This window comes from Paenibacillus senegalensis JC66 (assembly GCF_000285515.1).
GTDB classification, from domain to species: domain Bacteria; phylum Bacillota; class Bacilli; order Paenibacillales; family NBRC-103111; genus Paenibacillus_L; species Paenibacillus_L senegalensis.
Map to the genome: position 1 here is coordinate 1 of NZ_HE610965.1, position 20,654 is coordinate 20,654.

Annotated in this window: 20 protein-coding genes; 6 read left to right on the forward strand and 14 right to left on the reverse strand. The window is 46.3% G+C overall.

Going from position 1 to position 20,654, the window contains the following annotated elements; translation table 11 throughout:
- The 3 genes from radC to PSHG_RS24365 form a co-directional block, all read left to right on the forward strand.
- A partial coding sequence (radC, locus tag PSHG_RS24355) for a RadC family protein (RefSeq protein WP_010279058.1) occupies positions 1 to 376 on the forward strand: 376 nt, incomplete at its 5' end.
- A 99-nt stretch (positions 377 to 475) separates the two neighbouring features.
- The gene (locus tag PSHG_RS24360; RefSeq protein ID WP_010279062.1) at positions 476 to 739 is read left to right on the forward strand and encodes a hypothetical protein; all 264 of its coding nucleotides are present in this window, start codon (positions 476 to 478) and stop codon (positions 737 to 739) included.
- A gap of 5 nt (positions 740 to 744) precedes the next feature.
- The gene (locus tag PSHG_RS24365) at positions 745 to 1,494 is read left to right on the forward strand and encodes a hypothetical protein (RefSeq protein ID WP_010279065.1); all 750 of its coding nucleotides are present in this window, start codon (positions 745 to 747) and stop codon (positions 1,492 to 1,494) included.
- Positions 1,495 to 1,612: 118 nt separating this feature from the next.
- Here PSHG_RS24365 and PSHG_RS24370 read toward each other — a convergent pair whose 3' ends face one another.
- Positions 1,613 to 2,818 (reverse strand): hypothetical protein, encoded by a 1,206-nt coding sequence (locus tag PSHG_RS24370; protein WP_010279069.1) that lies wholly within the window; start codon positions 2,816 to 2,818, stop codon positions 1,613 to 1,615.
- A 71-nt stretch (positions 2,819 to 2,889) separates the two neighbouring features.
- The gene (locus tag PSHG_RS30800) at positions 2,890 to 3,051 is read right to left on the reverse strand and encodes a hypothetical protein (protein ID WP_157213495.1); all 162 of its coding nucleotides are present in this window, start codon (positions 3,049 to 3,051) and stop codon (positions 2,890 to 2,892) included.
- A 107-nt stretch (positions 3,052 to 3,158) separates the two neighbouring features.
- Between PSHG_RS30800 and PSHG_RS24380 the strand changes: the two genes are divergently transcribed.
- On the forward strand, positions 3,159 to 3,818 hold the full coding sequence (locus PSHG_RS24380; RefSeq protein WP_010279074.1) for a helix-turn-helix transcriptional regulator: 660 nt from the start codon (positions 3,159 to 3,161) through the stop codon (positions 3,816 to 3,818).
- Positions 3,815 to 5,599, forward strand: a complete 1,785-nt coding sequence (locus PSHG_RS28970) for a recombinase family protein (RefSeq protein WP_010279078.1) — start codon at positions 3,815 to 3,817, stop codon at positions 5,597 to 5,599. Before PSHG_RS24380 ends, PSHG_RS28970 begins: the two co-directional genes overlap by 4 nt.
- Here PSHG_RS28970 and rlmH read toward each other — a convergent pair.
- From rlmH to PSHG_RS24395, 3 genes are all read right to left on the reverse strand, one after another.
- Positions 5,495 to 5,974, reverse strand: coding sequence for a 23S rRNA (pseudouridine(1915)-N(3))-methyltransferase RlmH (rlmH, locus tag PSHG_RS30190; RefSeq protein ID WP_010279082.1), 480 nt, complete (start codon positions 5,972 to 5,974; stop codon positions 5,495 to 5,497). The genes PSHG_RS28970 and rlmH overlap by 105 nt on opposite strands.
- A gap of 996 nt (positions 5,975 to 6,970) precedes the next feature.
- The gene (locus tag PSHG_RS24390; protein WP_010279085.1) at positions 6,971 to 7,171 is read right to left on the reverse strand and encodes a CxxH/CxxC protein; all 201 of its coding nucleotides are present in this window, start codon (positions 7,169 to 7,171) and stop codon (positions 6,971 to 6,973) included.
- Positions 7,172 to 7,221: 50 nt separating this feature from the next.
- Positions 7,222 to 8,397: a S1C family serine protease gene (locus PSHG_RS24395; protein WP_010279088.1), complete on the reverse strand. Its 1,176-nt coding sequence runs from the start codon at positions 8,395 to 8,397 to the stop codon at positions 7,222 to 7,224.
- 439 nt (positions 8,398 to 8,836) lie between these two features.
- Between PSHG_RS24395 and PSHG_RS28975 the strand changes: the two genes are divergently transcribed.
- On the forward strand, positions 8,837 to 9,034 hold the full coding sequence (locus PSHG_RS28975) for a hypothetical protein (protein ID WP_010279091.1): 198 nt from the start codon (positions 8,837 to 8,839) through the stop codon (positions 9,032 to 9,034).
- Here PSHG_RS28975 and PSHG_RS24405 read toward each other — a convergent pair.
- From PSHG_RS24405 to dnaB, 9 genes are all read right to left on the reverse strand, one after another.
- The gene (locus tag PSHG_RS24405; RefSeq protein WP_010279094.1) at positions 9,003 to 9,809 is read right to left on the reverse strand and encodes an MBL fold metallo-hydrolase; all 807 of its coding nucleotides are present in this window, start codon (positions 9,807 to 9,809) and stop codon (positions 9,003 to 9,005) included. The genes PSHG_RS28975 and PSHG_RS24405 overlap by 32 nt on opposite strands.
- A 106-nt stretch (positions 9,810 to 9,915) precedes the next feature.
- Entirely contained in the window at positions 9,916 to 10,677 is a 762-nt protein-coding gene (gene yycI, locus PSHG_RS28980) for a two-component system regulatory protein YycI (protein ID WP_010279100.1), read from the reverse strand.
- A gap of 196 nt (positions 10,678 to 10,873) precedes the next feature.
- Positions 10,874 to 12,166: a YycH family regulatory protein gene (locus PSHG_RS24415; RefSeq protein ID WP_010279104.1), complete on the reverse strand. Its 1,293-nt coding sequence runs from the start codon at positions 12,164 to 12,166 to the stop codon at positions 10,874 to 10,876.
- Positions 12,163 to 14,016, reverse strand: a complete 1,854-nt coding sequence (walK, locus tag PSHG_RS24420; protein WP_010279108.1) for a cell wall metabolism sensor histidine kinase WalK — start codon at positions 14,014 to 14,016, stop codon at positions 12,163 to 12,165. Before walK ends, PSHG_RS24415 begins: the two co-directional genes overlap by 4 nt.
- Positions 14,017 to 14,733 (reverse strand): response regulator YycF, encoded by a 717-nt coding sequence (yycF, locus tag PSHG_RS24425; protein WP_010279111.1) that lies wholly within the window; start codon positions 14,731 to 14,733, stop codon positions 14,017 to 14,019.
- Positions 14,734 to 15,020: 287 nt separating this feature from the next.
- Positions 15,021 to 16,673, reverse strand: a complete 1,653-nt coding sequence (locus PSHG_RS28985; protein WP_187373812.1) for a M23 family metallopeptidase — start codon at positions 16,671 to 16,673, stop codon at positions 15,021 to 15,023.
- A gap of 326 nt (positions 16,674 to 16,999) precedes the next feature.
- On the reverse strand, positions 17,000 to 17,563 hold the full coding sequence (locus tag PSHG_RS24435; protein WP_010279119.1) for a hypothetical protein: 564 nt from the start codon (positions 17,561 to 17,563) through the stop codon (positions 17,000 to 17,002).
- A 167-nt stretch (positions 17,564 to 17,730) separates the two neighbouring features.
- Positions 17,731 to 19,017, reverse strand: a complete 1,287-nt coding sequence (locus PSHG_RS24440; protein WP_010279122.1) for an adenylosuccinate synthase — start codon at positions 19,015 to 19,017, stop codon at positions 17,731 to 17,733.
- 254 nt (positions 19,018 to 19,271) lie between these two features.
- Positions 19,272 to 20,654 carry a replicative DNA helicase gene (gene dnaB, locus PSHG_RS24445; RefSeq protein ID WP_010279125.1) on the reverse strand — a complete coding sequence of 461 codons (1,383 nt, stop codon included), beginning with the start codon at positions 20,652 to 20,654 and terminating at the stop codon, positions 19,272 to 19,274.

Below are 20,654 nucleotides of genomic sequence, written 5' to 3' on the forward strand. Positions count from 1 at the left end.
GCAGGTTATCCGAAGTCCTGAAGACGCCGCCAAATTGGTGATGCCGGAACTGCGATATCTGAAAAGAGAACACTTCATTTGCCTATTCTTAGATACAAAGAATAAAGTCATCCGCAAGGAGACCATTTCAATCGGCAGTCTAAATGCGAGTATTGTGCACCCTAGAGAAGTCTATCGTGAAGCAATTCGGTATGCCTCTGCGGCAATACTGGCATTCCATAACCACCCGAGTACAGATCCATCTCCTTCACCAGAGGATGTGCAAATCAGCAAACGATTGATGGAGGCGGGAGAAATATTAGGAGTATCCTTCTTGGATCACATCATCATTGGCGGAAACAGTTATGTGTCCTTGAAGGAGCAAGGCTTGTTGTAAAATCTGAACTTCAATATTCATAATCATTCAGCTTCAACAGCGGCTTACTGCAGTAGGTCGCTGTTTCTTTTTCAAATCATAAAAGAGAGGGATCATTACATGAAAAAGCAGTACATGGAGACGTATGAGCAGTTAGTGAATATCGCTGATCAAATGCATCACTACATCAGCGTATGCGAGAGGCTTATCGATCAAATGTTACAAGATGTTTATCTCGACGGCGGAGAAGCAAACGCAGAGCTTCGTTCACTCATTCATGAAGCCGCCCAAATGCAGGCTTGCCTGTTAAAGAACTATCAGCATCTGCGGCTGATTAAAACTATACTTGCTCGTCATATAGACAACAACAAAATGGAGGATTGATCAATATGAGTAGAAATAATCGCAGTGTAGAGATCATAAAGAAGGATTCGGAGACACAATTGATCGTAAGGCCAGTTGAAGCAAACAACCAGAATAAGTCCGGAGAATTCATTGAGGTTGAGTCTACTACAACAATAACACAGGAATGCTTTACGATTGTGCTTATTGAAGATACAGTTGAGTACGAACAATCCCGCTTCCAACGGTTCTTTCGACACATGGAAAGGCTGCTGGGCTTTCGTATACAATTATTCCGATTCTCTGATTCCGTTGTCCGTCCATTCAAACTCCTGATCAACAAAGGACAACGGATTCTCTACATTCACTCCGACTTTTTGAAGACGCCCTTCAAGAAATTTCAATGTCTTATGAAGGAATTACTTCTCAGTCTCTTACAAGCCGATAATCGCCTTCTGCGGGCTTTTAGTAGCTTCAGCCGTCCATTTAGTCTATTTGGACAAAAGAACGCTACCATGAAGCTTCTCGTCGGCAATACCGGATTGCATTTACCGTCTAACATAACATTCACAGCAAGTGATCAAATGGTACGAGTATCGATTTCCGACATTGAGATTAGTGTTCGGTTTGCTAATATGCGGTTGGAGTATCGATCTACCGAACCGTTGCCCTTCTTTTCCTATGTCGTTGATCTCTATGTAGTTGACGGCGAATATGTCGTTGCAATACCGCCGCAAGTATTGCAAGCATTGTCTTCATCAGGGACAACAGTGCAGTTTCAAGTATACTACGATTGAATCAAAGCTGGATAACAGAAGCAATGTACAAATAACGAGAAGAATGATAGTGGCCCGCTCGCTTTCGCTCGCGGGCCAAGTCATTCTTCTCCATGTTGCTAAAAGAATGCAATCAAATCTAACAAATGATGTGCTTATATTTTCTAAACATAATTCTTGTCAACGAATCATTTTGCATTGTTCGAACTGTATCTGTCGATGAGAGTCTTAACTCACCATCATTATGTATCATCAAATTCATATTGCTCGAATTTGATGCTGTAACGGGCAATAAAGCAATAAATTCACAAGCATTTATTCTATATTTATTTATCTCAGAGATTAGCAAGTCACTAACAGCCCTATCCTTCCTAATTAATGTTGGCTGTAATTGTGGTAGATCAGTTGTCGAATATGCAAATTGATTTAGACCAATAGCCCTTAACTTCTGCTTTAGTTTTACGAGTACAGAAGATGAATAATGTTCATTGACTTCGTCTAATCCATATGTGTTATAAATCTCTAACATGTGGATAGCCTTTTGTTTGTCTGACTTTGTAAGAACGCCGTCGTCCTGACGATGAATCTGATCAATAAGTTTTGTTTTTGAATAGACATTGATGTTATCGAACAATCCAATACGATGTGCATCCCTTGAAATAAAATGATCAATCTTTGGGGAGGTTAGTATTTCAAACAGGTTTCGATTTGGATGAAGTTTATCTAAATCGTCAGAAGACAACGTTACTTCTAACTTTAGTATGTCCTTCATTAATCTAAACTCTTGTTCAGTAAAGAACATTTTACCTTTTGCCATCAGATACTTCATGTGAGCAATTTTGATGTATATTTTTATTTTCCTTGTTTGAGCAATCCAATACACTGCATTCCCGTCGTATTTCTCATCACAAGTGTATTGTGGGATTCGCTGTTTCTTAAAATAGTCAATATAGCACATCAGACTATTGGCGGCTCTGAAGTGTCTGTAAACATCCAACCGTTTTACCTTACCTTGCCCAATGAGATCCAATCTCGTTCTGTCAATCTTTAATGCATCTGAAAGGTAGTCGGTCAGCGAGGTAATAAACCATTTTGCATCACTGGGTTGATAATCATAGATATTTGAACCGTATAGGAATGTCGGAATTGAGACCTCTACCGTTACCTCTTGGCGTTCAGGGTAATACCTTATTCGCGGTGCTGAATTGCCTTTATAGTATCCATACGAGATATATTTTGTGCCTTTTTCGAAGTACACCTTTGTCAAGTTATCGTTCCAATCAACTCTTCCAATTTCGGAATCTGTTAGTTGCAAACCGACACTGAATAGAATTGAATCGTTCATGTCCTTTTCCTCCCAGATGTTCAAAAATGAATATGATTCTAGGGACTTTCATTAGAGAATGGCATACATCACTAATTTTCATCTTGATTATTGTTCTTAGATTTATTTAGCAGCATTGCGAGTTGTTCAACAAAGTCATCACAAGCTATCTGTTTCTCTTGATACTGGTCCATAATGCTGTAGTTGTCTGTATCTATCCATTCTGCACCGGTTATTAGTTTTTTAAATTCCATAAAACGACCTCCATATATTATATTTGTTTTTACAATTTTGTTTGTTTTTAATGATAGCATGATTTATAATTAAAGTAAAACCATTATTCAATGAAAGGGTGAAGGATGTGCAATCCAGAATCTTAACCGAGTACGAATTCTACAAATTAAAGAAAAGTACCCTTGGGGAACGCCTAAGATTCTTTCGAGAAGAAGTCAGGAAACTCTCTCCAAATAGAGAGTTCACCACCAAAGCGATGGGCGAACGATTAGGGATCACTCCGCAGACTATTACTGCTATTGAAAGGGGTAATTCTAAGAATCCATCATATTATGTCATTCATAAACTCACACATGATTTACAAATACCTATTGATGCATTAACAGATGAGTTCTACCAAAGTAATTTCAAGTCTATTCCGATTGGTAATTCCGAAAAGAAAACGTTCGGCACTCATCCAAATGCTCAAAAATCCAAGGCGTCACGATTAGGAACGATGATTTATCAACTTTTTGATGATGGACAAATGCGTATACTGCACGATATTCACACAGATCATGCATTAGAAAAAAATGAATTCACTTCTAGCCTCGGGAGGATCATTAGCGAAATAGACACATATAAAGATGAAATATCTCGTCTTTCACATCCGTTAGTTCGAGCTATAAGTCTATATCTTGCTCCTGAACAACATCCTGATCAATTCCCGCTCGTTTCTCGCACTTCATTTGTTAAAGAAATTAATGCCCTTTACGACAATCCACACTCTATGGAGGATGAACAATGATGACCAAACTTAAAGCTGTCATGTATGTCCGTGTAAGCACGGAGGAACAAGCCAAAGAAGGATACAGTGTTTCTGCCCAGATTGCGGAGATCAAAAGATATGCAGAATTAAATGGTTACGAAATCATCGATGAGTATATCGATGAAGGTGCAAGCGGTAAGAACATTTCAGGTCGCCCACAAATGAATCGTCTCTTGAAAGATTCGAATCAACAAAAATTTGGTGTAGTCATCATTTATAAAATCGACAGATTAGCCCGTAAATTGATGGACTCCCTGAAAATATATGAAACTCTTGAAAGAAATAAAGTTAGTCTCATTAGTCTAAATGAAAAATTCGATACAACCACAGCTTTTGGTAGGACTATATTCCAAATGTCCTGTTCTTTTGCGGAACTCGAACGTAATAGTATTGTTGAACGAGTGAAACTAGGCATGGATCAAAGAGCAACAGAAGGGAAGTTTAATGGAGGCAGGGTTCTGGGATATAACAATATTGAAAAAAAGCTCGTAATAAATGATAGCGAGGCGGTCATTGTCCGAAAAATCTTTGATTATGCAAATCAAGGACTCGGCTTCAAAGCAATAACTCGGCGTCTTAACGAGACAGGATATCGAACTAAGAATGATAAGGCTTTTAGTGTGTTCTCAATTAAAACAATACTGAATAATCCTCTTTACATTGGAAAAATACGCTATAACCAGGTTAAAGACTGGGCTGAGAAAAGACGAAAAGGAAAGAATGAAGCTTTCATCCTAGTAGAAGGTGTTCATGAACCCATCATTTCAACTGAACTCTGGGAAAGCGTCCACAAGAAACTAAAACAACGGTCTTACAAACCTTCCCGTTCCCATCAACCTTATATCTTAAGCGGCTTAATCAAGTGCCCTCAATGTGGACATGGCATGGTTCCTGCACGTTCCAAAGGAGCAGGGGGCAAGTCTTACCGTTATTATGTATGTGGACAGTTCCATAACAAAGGTAAAGCTGTTTGTAGTTCCAATATGATTCGGGCGGACATAGCCGAAGAACAGGTGCTCCAAGAATTTCAGAAAGTATCTTCGCGACCGGATATCCTTCATAAACTGGTTGAGAAGATCAATTCTATACGGTCGAATGCGGATGTACCTCTGAAGGAAGAGAAACAGGCACTCATTAAAGAAATCAACAAAAACAATAAGCATCTGCAAAAAATCAAAGAGAATATCTTGAATGATCCTGAACTTACTGCCATATTCAAGGATGATCTCAAACAATCTCATGCGAGACAAGAGCAACTACGGAACCGCTTGGAAGAGTTGGATGCAGAAATTACTCAGACGAACAGTAAGACCGTCGATTATGATGCATTCCACAATCTGCTATCACAAATTCAGGGTGCAATATCTAGGCTGGACGCAGATGACCAAAAAGCTTTGTTACGATCAATGGTTCAAAGTATACACATCACCAAAGAGGCTCCAAGAGGAGTTGGGCGGCAAATTACCAAAATCAATCTTCTCTTCGATTTTACTATCGATGCATTGCAGAAAGATTCAGCCACCTTGCTTGCCCGCCTGTCGGCGACACAACAATTGGATTGCATCGCTCCTCTGGAGCCTTCCGTATTGGACAGCCTAAATGTAACACATACAGACAGCCTAAGGGACTTAATGAAGTCCCTTAATATTTTACCTTTAGCGATGATACGGTTCTCCGCGCATAATCTTAAACGCCCGATATATCTGCTCAACCAAAATAAGCCGCATAAGAGGATGTGGGAAGGTAAAGCGGCTGAATGACAAAAGCTGATCGGAGCGCTGTAATACAGCCGGTGATAGTCCGAGGGATCCGCCAATTACGAAAACAACATGGCTGCGTCCATAGGTGCTGAGCGAATCCAGTTGTCCAGCCAGCTCCTCTGACGACCACATCTTGCCTTCCAGCGCGAGAGCAATGACATAAGCATCTGCCTTAATCTGAGCGAGGATGCGCTCCCCTTCTTTGGCTTTGACCTGCTCTTCTTCTGCAGGACTCATGGAGTCCGGGGCTTTCTCGTCTGCTAATTCCGTAATTTGAACTTTGGCATAAGGTCCGAGTCTCTTCATATATTCAGTAATTCCTTGAGCCAAATATTTTTCTTTTAATTTACCTACGGCGACGATTTGAATGTTCATTCCGAACTCCTTTTAAAAAGTTTCTATTCGTGGATGATGCTACAAAAAAACAGACAAGCAACCGGGCCAGGCAAAAAGTTACCGTTCCTACAACCTCAGACAATTTCCAGAAGCATGGCGGTCTTACTATTCGCAGCTCCTAGCATCTAATCTCTAATCTCTAATCAGTGCTCAGTGACTAGTGCCCGGTCCCCAGTGTCCAGGTGCCAGCGCTTAGCGCCTATGTTCTGCCGAGCGTCCGGTACCGGCACCTAGCTCCAGTGCCTTACCAAGCATCCAGTACCAGCGCCCAGGCCAGTGCCCTACCCAGCGTCCAGTGCCTGCACCAGCGTACAATGTCAAATGTTTTGTAGTTAGTACTTTGTAGTTAGTGTGTTTGTTCTTCGCTGTAAAACGGCGGTTGGCAGAGCCGCATTGTACAATGCGCCGAGTATTACATAGTAATACCAAGCACTACTTTGAACTGCTTACTTCAATTTCGGAAGTAACAACTCCGCAACTAAGCATGTCTACTACCTGCAGAAAATGCTGTGAAAACAGTCACGCCATAGAATTCTCAGACACAACTCCAGCATGAAAATAGCCAAAGTTGGCGGGGTTCGAGGGCTGCGCGGGCTTGTTGCCTGCGTTTTGTACGAAATGTCGTACAAATTCATGCGGTTAAAGTGCGATTACCCGAGATTTGTATGACAAATCGTACAAATGCACCAAATGCAGGGCTTTAAACTATTAAGGGCCTGCAGACTGCAGCCAGTGTTTCAGACGAAATTCCGTACAAATCATGTGATTGAGATGCGATTACCCCAGATTGCTCATCATGCGGGGCTTTTTATTTTCACAGAAACCATCGCATATTCGAAGAATACGAAAGGGCAAACAGTTCTTCCTTATACTACGGCAGCAGCCCCAAAGTTCGACAAAGCATCGTCTTGCCTGCCGGGCTCATTCATCCAAAAACGAAAAAGAGCAGCTATCGCCGCCCTGTTGCCGTTCCCGTTAAGCTGTACTGCCCACTGGATGGAGGACAAATTCTGCGCTTTTTTGACATCCTTTTTCGTCACAGATTTTGTCGGAAGAGCCCGCTTCCAACCAATGCCCCGCTTCCTTAAGGAGAGAAAGCTCCGGGGCTTCTTCTTGCTCGTCTACATAGCGGTCCAATGCTATCTCTACATGCTCTCGGCAAACTGCAATGACCATCCTCTTTATGCCCACCCCTGCTTTCCATTCTGCCAAAGCTGCATGTGCCGCTAAGGCTGCTCTTTATTTTCACCCAGCTTGATCGTGACTGTTGACTTGGTCGATTGTCGATAATACGTTACATCAATTTTATCCCCAATTTTCTTGTGCTGATACAAATATTTGCGCAGGGACAGCGTGCCGTTAATAGGATGTCCGTCCAGTTCGACAATAACATCATTGGTCGTCAGTCCCGCTTCTTTGGCCGGGCCGAGCGCCTCCAATACGATCGCTCCGCTCTCCAAATCTTCAGGCAGCTCCAGGTATTCCAGTCCGCTTACAAACGACTGCAGATTAACGGTTGAAACTCCCAGGAAAGGCCGGGAAATTCTCCCCTTCTTTCTCAACTCTTCTATAATCGGCTTGACTTCATTAATCGGAATGGCAAAACCAAGCCCTTCCACGCCGGTCTCCGACACCTTCATGCTGTTAATGCCGACGACCTTGCCTTCCAGATTGACCAGTGCCCCGCCGCTGTTCCCGAAATTGATCGCTGCATCCGTCTGGATCATGTTCAGCTCCCACTCGTATTCTCCATCCGGACCGGGAAATACGGGAATGCTGCGAATCGGCCGGCTTATAATTCCCGCTGTCACCGTTTGGGACAGTTCAACTCCCAGCGGATTGCCTATCGCAATCGCCGTCTGTCCAGCCTTCAAGCTATCTGAATCTCCGAATTCGACAACTGTGTCGATTCCTTCCGAATCGATAACCAGCACAGCCAGATCGGCCAAGCGGTCAGAGCCGACCAGCTCGGCCTTCTTCTTCGTTCCATTGGATAGAATGACGTCGAAAGCGTCCCCTTCCTCCAGCACATGATAATTCGTCACAACCCACGCCTGTTTGCCTTTTTTGTCATATACGACACCGGAGCCGACGCCAACACTGCGCGACGTATTACCATCCTGCCCTTCCAGCGAGCTCACAATACTGACCACAGCCGGCCCTACCTTATCTACAGCCATTACCCGTTCCAGCTCGCTGTGCACAAGACTTCTTTGCAGGTCCCCCATATCTCCATCGTCCAGCACATAGGTCAACACAATAAACGTAAGCAGAGAACCCGTTAAGGCAGCCAAGCCCAGTAAAAGAAGCAGCTTGTGACGCATAATCCCTGCATATCCCGAGCCGCTGTAGGCATTGCGTGATACTTTAGTCGAATAAAAATCATCTCTGAACATGCCCATCGGGTTCCCTCTCTTCCGTCACGATATTATACTTCATAATAGATTTATTTAAATCCGCTAGCTTCCCAACCAGATATGGAAACGATAGCTCTAGTATATCAGCTCAGCTGCCGCTAAAAGAAGAGTTCATCTTCATCAGCGATAATAGGATTCTGCTGCATTGGTGCTTGAATCCCAGCTTGAGAGTCCTGCTAATCCCGCTTCCAAGGAGAAAAACGGAATTAAGAGGAATGTTTTTCCTGCTTCCAGACTACACTAAGAATAACTCTCTATCTCATTATACTACTGAATGGAATCCAGAAAACAGGTGATCTCAAGCAGATACAGCCAAAAAGTTTCACTTGATCCGTATGATCAAAGTACCGAATCCGGGAATTCAGAGTATGAATCAGTAATTATCAGGGCCAAGCCATTCCGAGGAAAAGGGGGAAACAGGCTAATGAACTTTCATCTGCAAGAAGTGGACATAATCGGCAAGCTAGCCGATCTCAAGCTGGAACACTATAAGAACACTCTAGCTATAAGCGCCGTCATAGAGCTTCTTATCGACAAGGGAGTTATCACCCGGGAAGAGGTGGAGGCCAAAGCCAAACAGCTGGATCAAGTTATTCCCGGTCCAGGTAGTCCCACTCGGTAGGCCGGTCAAAGAACGTGTCTTTAAGCTGAAGCCGGCTGTCTTCTTCAGGAATGCCGTTCTGGTCGAGAACCGATTGAACCGTCATTCTCGCTAAATCCATCATGTTATGATTCTGGCTAAGATGGGCAAGATAGACTCTTTTCGTACCTCCGCCCATCACCTCACACAAAGCTTCTCCGGCCGCTTCATTCGACAAATGGCCTTTATCGCTCAAAATCCTTCTCTTAATATTCCAAGGATATTTTCCATACCTCAGCATCTCAACATCATGGTTTGATTCCAATACTAGCACATCGGAATCCAGCAGCTGGTCCCTAACTTTACTGCTCATGTAGCCAAGATCAGTGGCAACGCCAAGCTTTTGCCCCTGCTCATAGAAGCAGTAGCCTACAGGCTCCGCCGCATCATGGGATATTGCATAAGACTCTACTTGAATGCTGCCAAATTCTATCATGTCTCCCGTCTCCATGACCTTTACATTATGCTCGGCAATCGTTCCAAGATGCTTCTGCAGCGCCTCCCAGGTGCCTTCGTTGGCATAAATCGGCAAATCATACTTGCGGGCCAGCGTTCCCAGGCCTTTAATATGATCAGAGTGCTCATGCGTAACTAGAACGGCATCGAGATCATGACCGCTTAGTCCGCGCTCAGCCAGCAGCTGTTCCACCTTCTTAGCACTTAATCCGGCATCGATTAACAAGTTTTTTTCCCCGTTACTGACCACTGTGGCATTGCCTGTAGAGCCGCTCGCCAACACGGTAAATCGTAATCCCATAAATTAAACTCCTTTAGTTTACTTCCCGCTCTCTCATTTTAGAACATTCATCTTCAGCGCTATTTCTAACTGTTGAACTTATTCAAATACGACAGTCACCTCTCGGTCATCCGTCCAAATTATCCTTCGGCAGCTGCAAAGGCTCCCGGGGCTCATCCACTTCCCCATTATACGCCTGTACGTAATAGGGGCTGCCGTCGGATAGCATAATTCTCCAAAAAGGCAGCATGTACTGCGTCTCCGATTCAAAGCTGGTCCCGTGATACCCCAACTTCACATCAATAATGACAGAGCCTTCCGCCAAATAGTTCTCCGCCAGCCGCCGAATAGCGGTATAAGCCGAAATCACCCGCTGCTCCTGCTGCTCTCCCCCTGATTGTACTTCAACATAGGTCTGTTTGTAAGCTACTATTTGATCGTTTTCCTCGTAAAGTTTCAGATTCGAGTCGAACAGAGGAATGCGATCGACCATTTGATTAAAAACATAGACCCCGTTGCCGCTGCGGATCAAATCGATCTCGTAACGGTCAGCATGACGAACCGGAGTTTGCGCCATCAGATCCCTGCTGAAGTTTTTGTTAAAAGGATTGCCCATGGGAATCGGTGTGTTCAGCCGCTGCTTGCTTGCATTCATAGAGGGTTCATCGTAACGTACGGTAAAGCTTTTCAGCAGCGGAGAATCACTTGGCACTTCTTCGACATTGAGCTGTATGTTTTTACTCGCTAACAGCTCATTCGTTTCTTGAATGACATAGGTAGTATTCGTTTCCGATTTCCCCCAGCCGGTAGACCATAACTGGTAACCGAGCAGCACATTCAAGAACAGAAATGATAGAATCAACACCGTCTTGGCCTTACCCCAGTCCATATGCCCCCCCCTTTACAATCCAGCCTCTTTTTATATTTGGCGGCCTCATGTATGAAAGCTGAAAGTATATTTTCATGTACAGCCGGCTTAACCCAGATAGAAAGCAATGGCTGCATCGTGATAGTCTGCAAAGCATTTGTGGCAGTAAAAAACTTGCGATTTCACGGTGCGCCTCTTGCCTTATAATGCTGGGCAGCTATGGCAAAAATCGGTAGGAGCCGTCAGACAGCTTCATCGCCCACCGGGGAACCAGTTGAATCGCTTCTTCGTGTATCTCCGCCTCATAAGCCGGAACTACCGATACCGGGCTGAAGCCGCTTTGCTTTACTCTCTCCTGAAGGGCTTCCCCTCCCGTCAAGACAGCCATTGTCTTCTCTGCAGAATCCAGGTCCAGATTGAGCAGCGAACGCTCAAACCCGGAGACAATGCCCCGTTCCATGGACACGCGAATATGGCCGAAGGAAGGTACTCCTTGTTCATTCGTCAAAATCGGATATTGCCCCCAGTATTGACGGAATATAATGGTTTGCTGCCCGGTAGAATAGCGGGGAGATACCTGACTAAGCAAATAATCGCCGTTCCACCCGCCATGACGGTTAACAAATTTGACCGCATTTTGCAAATTTTCGATTACCTCCGGCTGTGTCTCGGACTGCGGCGAGGACACCGGGTCCGAATAAACGAACCAATGCCGCTGCTCTTCCATCTGCAGTCCCCTTTTGCCGTCAGTATAGATTTGTGCCCCGTCCCGTTCAAATAAATAGCGGACCATCCCCGGATCCGGGAATAGGCTGCGTTTGATCTGCTCCTGATTAATCATGGAATAGGAGATTTCAGCAGCAGGAAGCTCCAGATCAACATCCGGCAAATACAGCTGGCCGTTCTCCGTAGAGTAAGAAGGAAGATGCGTGCCCAACCGAATGCGGTTTTCCAGCTCTCTTACCGTTATATCCGTACTGCCTGCATGCCATACCATTCCGGAGGTGCCTGGGAAGAAGTAAGCCTGGACATCTTCCCCATTCGGATCAAGAAACAGCCATATACGCGAAATGTATTCATCCTCCGGTACAGTATCATCCCTAATTTGTATCGTATTAGTGAGCAGACCCAGCGGCACCGCTTCCTGAAACCTCAGCTCAATTCCGGGCCGCTGATTGCGAATCTCTACCCAATTTAAATCGGAAGAAGATAGATTGACTCGCCGCAGCTGGTCAAAAGAACGTTTGGTCACAAAATCATAATAAATCATATTGTAGAATTGGTGACCTATAGCGAGGACAGTATGCCGCTCATTGCCAAAATGAATTACCATCTGATCGGGAGCCATTAATTCCCCCATGGCCAGCTGTGGCCCGTCCCATCCGGTTTCTACATATTCGATTTGACTCATCGGATCGTAATTAGGCGAGCTAAAAGCCAGCAGATAGCTTTGCACCAGACTGGCCGCTACGAGTACAACCAGCGCTATCGACTTGAAGGTTTCCATCATACCGCTTCGCCCCCTTCTTCCAGATAAGGCAGTGAAAAGGTTACCTGCGTTCCGTGATTATACTCGGAGTCCAGTCTAATGCTTCCGCCATGCGCTTTAATAATTTCCCGGGCAATGGACAAGCCGAGCCCCGTTCCTCCCATATTGCGGGATCTTGCTTTATCTACCCGATAAAACCGCTCAAAGATGCGATCGATGTCTTTCTTCGGAATTCCAATTCCGTTGTCTTCTACCGTAATATCGAGAGAATGGCTCACTTCGTTTTTCTCCGCAGTAATGCCAATTTTGCCGCCGTCTGGCGTATATTTAATTGAATTGGAGACGAGGTTGTCCAATACTTGATCGATTTTGTCGCGGTCCAGCTGAATGGGTGAAGTCCCTTCGCCGATCTTAATCTCGATGGCGATAGACCGCTGCTGAAGCTGAAAGGAGAAGCGGTCCGCCACTTCGTCCAGCATTTCCGATACCTCGACCTTCTCCTTATTGAGCATAGCCTGCTTGGAGTCCAATCTCGACAAATGCAGCAGATCGGTCACGAGGCGGATCATCCGCTCCGCTTCATTGCGGGTAACGCCGACGAAGCGCTTGGCCAGCTGCTTATCCTCCAACGCTCCGTCACCAAGCGCTTCAAGGTAGCTCTTAATTGTCGTGAGCGGTGTCCTCAGCTCATGGGATACATTCGCAACAAACTCCCGGCGGGACTGTTCGATTTCCTCCTGCTCGGTAACGTCCTGCAGAACGACAATACTTCCCGTCGTTCCTACCTCCCGGCGATGGATCGGGGTGAAGGTTACTCTGACCTTACGGCCCTCCTCCGCATCCGGCGGACGGATCTCGATCAGCTTATTTATCTCCTCCGTTCTGGACTCTGGCAGAGCCAGACGCTTGGGCAGGCCTAGAAGCTCGAACAGCGATTTGCCGTCAGCGGGTTTGTCCTGCAGCTGCAGCATTTCTCTAGCCCTGCGGTTGATGACGATGACCCGGTCGGTATCATCCGTAGCAATCACACCATCGCTCATGTTGGTCAAGACGGAGGCGAGCTTCTCCTTCTCCTCCTCGTTCACCGACAACGCCTCTTTTAGGCGGTCTGTCATATCATTAAAGGCCTGGCTTAATTGACCGATCTCATCGTGGCCCCACACCTTAACCTGGCGGTCAAAGTCTCCTTTGGCTACCGACGTGACCTGTCTGGTAATTTCTTTGATTGGACTCGTGATCGTATGCGCCAATATGACGCCTAACAAAGCCGTCAGTGCCAGTGCAATCAAGATACCAGAGAGAAATATCCGGTTGACGCGATTAATTGTGCTGTATATCTCCTCCATCGAAGACACTATATAGACGGCACCAATGACCCGGTTTTCTGAGGTTACCGGCATTGCCATTACTTTCTTGCGCTTGCCGTCCACATCGGTCAGCACTCGCTCGTTATCCTTGTCCTTAATGTTTTGCAGCGCGCGGCTGACCACCTGCTGCGTGTTCTTCTGGCCGATAATCGATCTAGGATACTGCTCGGATGCACTGATAATCGTCCCGGTCGAATCGATTATTTGAATGTCAACATTGCTGACCTTGTACCAGTTATTCACCGTTTCGTTCAAAGCATCCGTCGTCGGATTGCCTTCTTCCAGTCCAATCCGCCCCTCCTGGTTGTCCAGCAGCACCGGCCGGACGAGATCGGCCAGATACAGCGCCTGATTGTTCAACGACTCGGAGAAGTTATTCATAAAAGACGTTTCCATCGCTTTAATGAAGTAAATGCCAATAAGCTGCATCGCGAATAAAATCAGCAGCACATAAATGACAATCAGCTTCATCTGAATTGTTCGAAAGAAACGCAGTCCTTTCATTTACAGGCCCCCTGCTTTAGGATTGCGCATGACATAACCGAGACCTCTGCGTGTAGTAATGTATTCCGGACTGCTGGGCTCATCCTCGATTTTTTCCCGCAGCCTGCGGATTGTTACATCGACTGTACGCACATCGCCATAGTAGTCATAGCCCCATACGGCCTGCAGCAAATGCTCGCGCGTCATCACCTTGCCGGCATGCTTGGCCATATAGTGAATCAGCTCGAACTCGCGGTGGGTCAAGTCCAGCGCTATGCCATCCTTATAGACCACATACAAATCCTGGTCGATCAGCAGCTTATCGATTCTCAAGCCCTCGGAGGCCGGGGCCTCGTTCTTCTCCTCGGCCGATTTCTTCTGTCTTCGCAAATGTGCCTTGACTCTCGCTAGCAGCTCACGGGTACCGAATGGCTTTGTCACATAATCATCGGCCCCCATCTCCAGACCAAGCACTTTATCCAGCTCCGTATCCTTAGCCGTCAGCATTATGATAGGAGTGTTCTTCTGACTGCGTATTTCACGGCACACGTCCATACCATCCTTCACCGGCAGCATCAAATCCAGCAGGATGAGGTCGCAATGCTCGTTAAGAGCCAAATCAACCGCCGTGCCTCCATCATAGGCACACATCACTTCATAGCCTTCCTTCTCCAGGTTAAACTTCAATATGTCCGCAATCGGCTGTTCATCATCTACGACCAGTATTTTACCCAGCATCGCGTTCACCTCAACCTTTTCAACTTAAGCCAGAACAACTTACTGCAATTATTTACATACTCATCACGCGCAGCTCCCGGCACTTTCCATATGTCAATCACCCTAAGATCTCTCTCTGCCTTCCCGGCCGCCATAATCCAGGGAAAGTCCGCTCAGGGCTGTATAAGGCAGCACTTTGTATTTTCTATTCTAACAAAAAAAGGAAGGACAGCGAATCTTATTCGTGTCCATCCTTCTAGCTCTAATTAGGTCTAACGATTTAAGTAGGTCAAACTATTTAAACAGGTCTAGCGATTTAAGTATTTCATCGGATTTTCTACTTTGCCGCTGTTGATAATTTCAAAATGCAGGTGCACCCCAGTGGAATCACCGGTACTGCCCATCACTCCGATTTTATCTCCCTGCTCGACAATAGCTCCTGCTTCTGTATCCAATTGGCTTAAATGGCCGTATAATGTTTCATAACCGTTTTGATGATCAATAATCACATAATTGCCGTAATCGTAGCGGTATCCTGCCTCTTTAACTTTCCCGTGGTCAGCGGCAAGAATGTCGCGTTTGCTGGAGGTAATATCGATTCCCTTGTGCAGCCGGCCCCAGCGCATACCGTAGCCGCTTGATATGTTAGCCGATTCCACCGGCCAGGCGAAGTTGCCTGTGCCTTCTCCCACGACCTTGGTGCCTTTTTTGATAATCGCTTTAACAGGTTCTACTGTAATTTCTTCGGATATAATTTCTTCTTCTCTCAGCTGGCCGTTAATCTTCGTCAATCGGAACGTAATCAGCTTCTGTCCATTCTGCCCGGCCTGAATAACTTCCGTCTCGCCAACCTTCATCTCATCATCGGTTATCGTCTCGGTCTCGAAGTGAATTTCCTGCTGCTCGACCAGTTCCTCAACTGTTTTTACCGATAGCTTCGGCTCCAGAACCGTTAAGTTAAGCTCATCGCCTTCCTTAATGCGGTCGTCGACAATCCAAGGATTATTCTCATAGATAACATCTACCGGAATCTTATATTGGTGGGCAATGCAGCCGACACAATCGCCCTGGACTACGGTATGAGTAACCGGGGTTACCGCACCGGTTTCCAAGAGCTCCTTAACCTCTTCAGGTTCGGCTACTTCCTCCGGATCCACAGTCAAGCTGACAAAATCGATTTCCTGCATGAATTCGGCTTCTCGAATTTTGGAAACCCCGAGTACCGCCTCTTCCTGCTCTGTCTGAGCTTCCGCTGACAGAATCGATACCTGATTGCTGGCTTTAGCCGCAGACTCTCCTGTGTACTGGCTCATAATGTCATCAAGGATAGACTCAGCGGTCTCCCTGTCCTTAACAATCGCGACTTCCTCGCCATTGACCTTCAGCTGAACGCCCATCGCTTCCGGTACAAGGTAGCGGTCCAGCTCAGCCAAAGCCGCCTCATTGTCAAAAGGCTTCTTAAACGCTCGTTCCTGCTTCAGTACAACCTCATCGGTATTCAATATCATATTGACATTTTGCCATTTAGCTTCTAACTCTTTGTATTTCGCGATCTTGAAATCTTCCACAATTTGCGGGTCGTTCACCGTACCAATCCATTTATCCAATACGTAGACATCATATAAATCGAGCGTGTTCGATTCGACATAATAATTACCGCCCACCGTAATAGCGGCGACGAGTCCAAAAGCTCCGACACCTTTGGCAATCGTAGTCTTATATTGTCTAATTCGCGACATCCAGCCTAGCGGCTGCTGGACCGGAATCGGCAGTGGCTCGTTAGAAGGTTGCGGATGATGATTATTTGAACTGGGAACGGATATTGCTTCTTCAGCAGGTTCCGCAATGGATAGTTTGTCGTTGTCTGGGCTCGAAGCACGTTTGCCAAGCCAACCTGCACTACGAATCTTGGAAGTCAGTTTATGTAGCGGAGCCAGACTTCTTCTGATCCATGCTCTCATGTTGGAAACTGTCATCATACTCTCCCCGTAAGCCTTAATTAATTCCAAATCAGCATTTGCATAAGTAATCAGAGCAGCCGGCCATTAATCACACGATGCTGCTCAAAAAACGCTTTCTTAATCTATAGCTTGATCCCCAATTGCAGATGAAGTCGGTTTATGCAAAATGCTCAAAAAATTCCATAATATAACTAATTACCTATTGCAAAAAACTTTCTTAACCACTTTACCACAGGTCTACGAAAACTTTCAACCTATCCGCACCCGCAACCAAAAAAAATGTAAGCGGTCTCTTCGGGACCGCTTACAGGAAGCTCGGCGTTTATTCAATATTTTTCGAGGATTTCCATCAATTTCTGAAAGTCTTCCGCGCTGATCGATTGTTTGACCATCTCCTGGATAGTGAGCATCTCCTCTTCGGTAACGCCCCCCTCCATCAGCTCAGAAATTTCGTTAAGCTCCTCCGCTGACAGTGCTGACAAAAAATTAAAAATTTCAAGCCGGTCTTGTTGATTGAGCTGATCCTTTTTCTCCGCCAGATCGTTGGAGGAATAAACAAGCTCTTTTTCCGCATCTTGTTCTTCGATGCCCTGTCCGAATACAGCCGTAGCATCCTTAGGAGGCGAAGAAGGCTCGCTGCCTTCCCCTGGAGTGGTATGGCTGTCACCGCCCCCGCTTCCTGAGCGGTTACTTAATTGCTCCAAATCCTCAGTAACCGCCCCTACCAGGTCTGAAAAACCGACTAATTGCCCTTCTATAGGCAGATTGAACTGTTCAATCAGTCTGTCCACATAAGTACTCACAATCGTCCAGGTAAAATAGAGCGTGAACCCGGACGCCAAAGCTGCAATAAGCAGCACCCGACTTAGCCCCGTCATGAATTTGATCATAGTCTCTCCTCCTGTATCCGTCTCTAAGATCTATCCTTCATTATTGACGGAACCACAAGAATCTAATCTAGCAGGATAAGTTCGGGGCCATAAAAAGCGGAAGACCGACCCTTCGCCAGCGTGTACCTGGTTCAGGCACACGCTATACGAAAGAACCGGTCTTCATATTACTTATAGATCGGCTTAATCAAATTAGTCTGCTCCCGATTGCGGCCGACGGAAAAAATCGCCAGCGGGATGCCGGTCAATTCGGACACGCGCTCCAGATAGCGTCTGGCGTTATCCGGCAGATCCTGAAGCGAACGGGCTGTTGTAATATCCTCATCCCAGCCTGGAAGCTCTTCGTACACAGCTTCGCATTCAGCCAGCATTTTCAAGCTTGCAGGATAATGCTCTATTAATTCCCCGCTCAGCTTATAGGCAGTACAGATTTTCACGGTTTTCAGGCCGGTGAGCACATCCAGAGAGTTAAGAGACAGGCCGGTTAAGCCGCTGACTCTTCTCGCGTGACGCACAACAACACTATCAAACCAGCCTACCCGGCGAGGGCGCCCGGTCGTAGTGCCGTATTCATTGCCAGTCTCACGAATCTGGTCTCCAATCTCATCATGCAGCTCCGTAGGGAAGGGCCCATCTCCCACCCTTGTTGTATAAGCCTTGGCTACACCGATGACCTGGTTTACTTTAGTAGGTCCTACTCCCGAGCCGATACAAACTCCGCCTGCTGTAGGATTAGAAGATGTGACAAATGGATAGGTCCCTTGGTCAATATCCAGCATTACACCTTGGGCGCCTTCGAACAATACCTTCTTATTCAAATCTATCGCATCATTAAGAACAACCGAAGTATCGGTAACATAAGGCCGCAGAATTTCGGCGTAGCCGAGGTACTCCTTCAGAATCGCTTCTACGTCGACTCCTTCTACATTGTAGACACGCTCGATCAGGCTGTTTTTCTCTGTTACCATATGACGGAGCTTGCGCTCAAATTCTTCGGCATCCATCAGATCAGCCATCCGGATTCCGTTGCGGCCTGCTTTGTCCATATAGCAGGGTCCGATTCCTTTGCGGGTCGTCCCAATCTTGTTAGGTCCCTTGCGTTCTTCCTCCAGCCCGTCCAGCAGCATATGGTACGGCATAATCAGGTGGGCGCGATCGCTAATTTTTAAATTGTCTGTTGTGAAACCGTTCTCGTGAATGTAATTAATTTCTTGGATCAGGGCTTCGGGATTGAGCACCATCCCGTTTCCAATTACGCAAATTTTGTCATTATAAAAGATCCCTGATGGAATCAAGTGCAGCTTATACTTTTTATTATTGATAATAATCGTATGTCCGGCATTGTTACCGCCTTGATAACGGGCTACCACGTCAGCAGACTCGGCCAGAAAATCCGTGATTTTCCCTTTGCCCTCGTCTCCCCATTGAGTTCCTACCACAACAACGGTTGACATTTGTTTACAACCTCCATTAGGTACAGGTGTATCCATACCTTCAATATCATGATGCGCTTCAATTTTTGGCGCAGCACTTTTAGTGTAGCAGTCCACTATAGGAAAGTCAACAAAAACGAACATTCATTGTTACTTTTGGGTGATTGTTCGGATATTTGTCATGATTGAATAACAATTCAGCCTCTCGCAGCAATAAGCTTGCCTCTCACCCCAATGTTAGGAGAAAGGCAAGCTTACCTCTAATTCGTTATTTGCTAGAAAGGGACAGCCGCTGGAGGCGGCGGAGGTGCTGCATCCTGGTGGCTGCGGTCGAGGCTTACAAACTTGTTAAAGTTTTTAAGAAATGCCAGTTCCACGGTACCCACTGGACCATTCCGCTGCTTGGCAATAATGATTTCAATAATGTTCTTCTTCTCGGTCTCCTGATTATAGTAATCATCCCGATACAAGAATGCGACTATATCGGCGTCCTGCTCAATCGAGCCGGACTCCCGCAGGTCGGACATCATCGGCCGTTTATCCTGCCTCTGCTCTACTCCCCGGCTGAGCTGAGATAGCGCGATAACCGGAACATCCAGTTCTCTCGCTATCTGCTTTAGCGTACGGGAGATTTCCGACACTTCCTGCTGCCGGTTGTCTCCTGCCTTGCCCCGCCCATGAATCAGCTGCAAATAATCGATCAGGATCATGCCAAGACCCTTCTCTTTTTTCAGGCGGCGGCACTTGGCACGAATATCCGCTACGGTTACCGCAGGAGAATCATCTATATATATGTTGGCTTCGGCCATCGTTCCGATGGCCATCGTCATTTTTTCCCAATCTTCATTTTCCAGAAATCCCGTCCGCAGCCGGTTCGCATCGACATTCGCCTCCGCGCAGATCATCCGCTGCACAAGCTGTGCAGCGCCCATCTCCAGGCTGAAGATCGCAACCGTTTCTTTCTCCCGGACGCCTACATTTTGTGCGATATTAAGAGCGAAAGCCGTTTTCCCCACAGAAGGACGAGCCGCTACGATAATTAAATCAGAGCGCTGAAAGCCGGACGTCATTTTGTCCAGGTCACGAAAGCCGGAAGCAATGCCCGTTGTCCCGCCTTTATGCTGATAGAGGAATTCAACCCGGTCAAACACTTCCATCAGCACATCACGGATGGACACAAATCCGCTGCTTGAACGCTGCTGGGAGATTTCCATAATCCGCTGCTCTGCTTCGCTCAGCAAGCTTCCTACAGCCTCCGAGCTCGTATAGCCTGTGCTGGCAATCTGGGTAGCGGCCCTAATCAGCCGCCTCATTAAAGATTTCTCTTCTATGATTTGGGCATAATAGTTCACATTAGCTGCAGTAGGCACTGCGTTCGCCAATTGGGTCAAATAAGTAACGCCGCCAACCTGCTCAAGCTGATGCTTGGCCTGCAGCCGATTCGTCAGCGTGATTAAATCAACCGGGTCGTTGGCTTCCGCCAATTCGATCATCGCTTCGAAAATATCTTTATGATTAGGATCATAGAAGTCCTCGCTACCGATTCTTTCCATGGCGGTAACTAATGCATCGCTATCCAGCAGGACAGCGCCAAGCACCGCGCGTTCAGCTTCCAGACTTTGCGGTGGATTTCGGTCGAGGAGCAGTTCCCCTTCCAT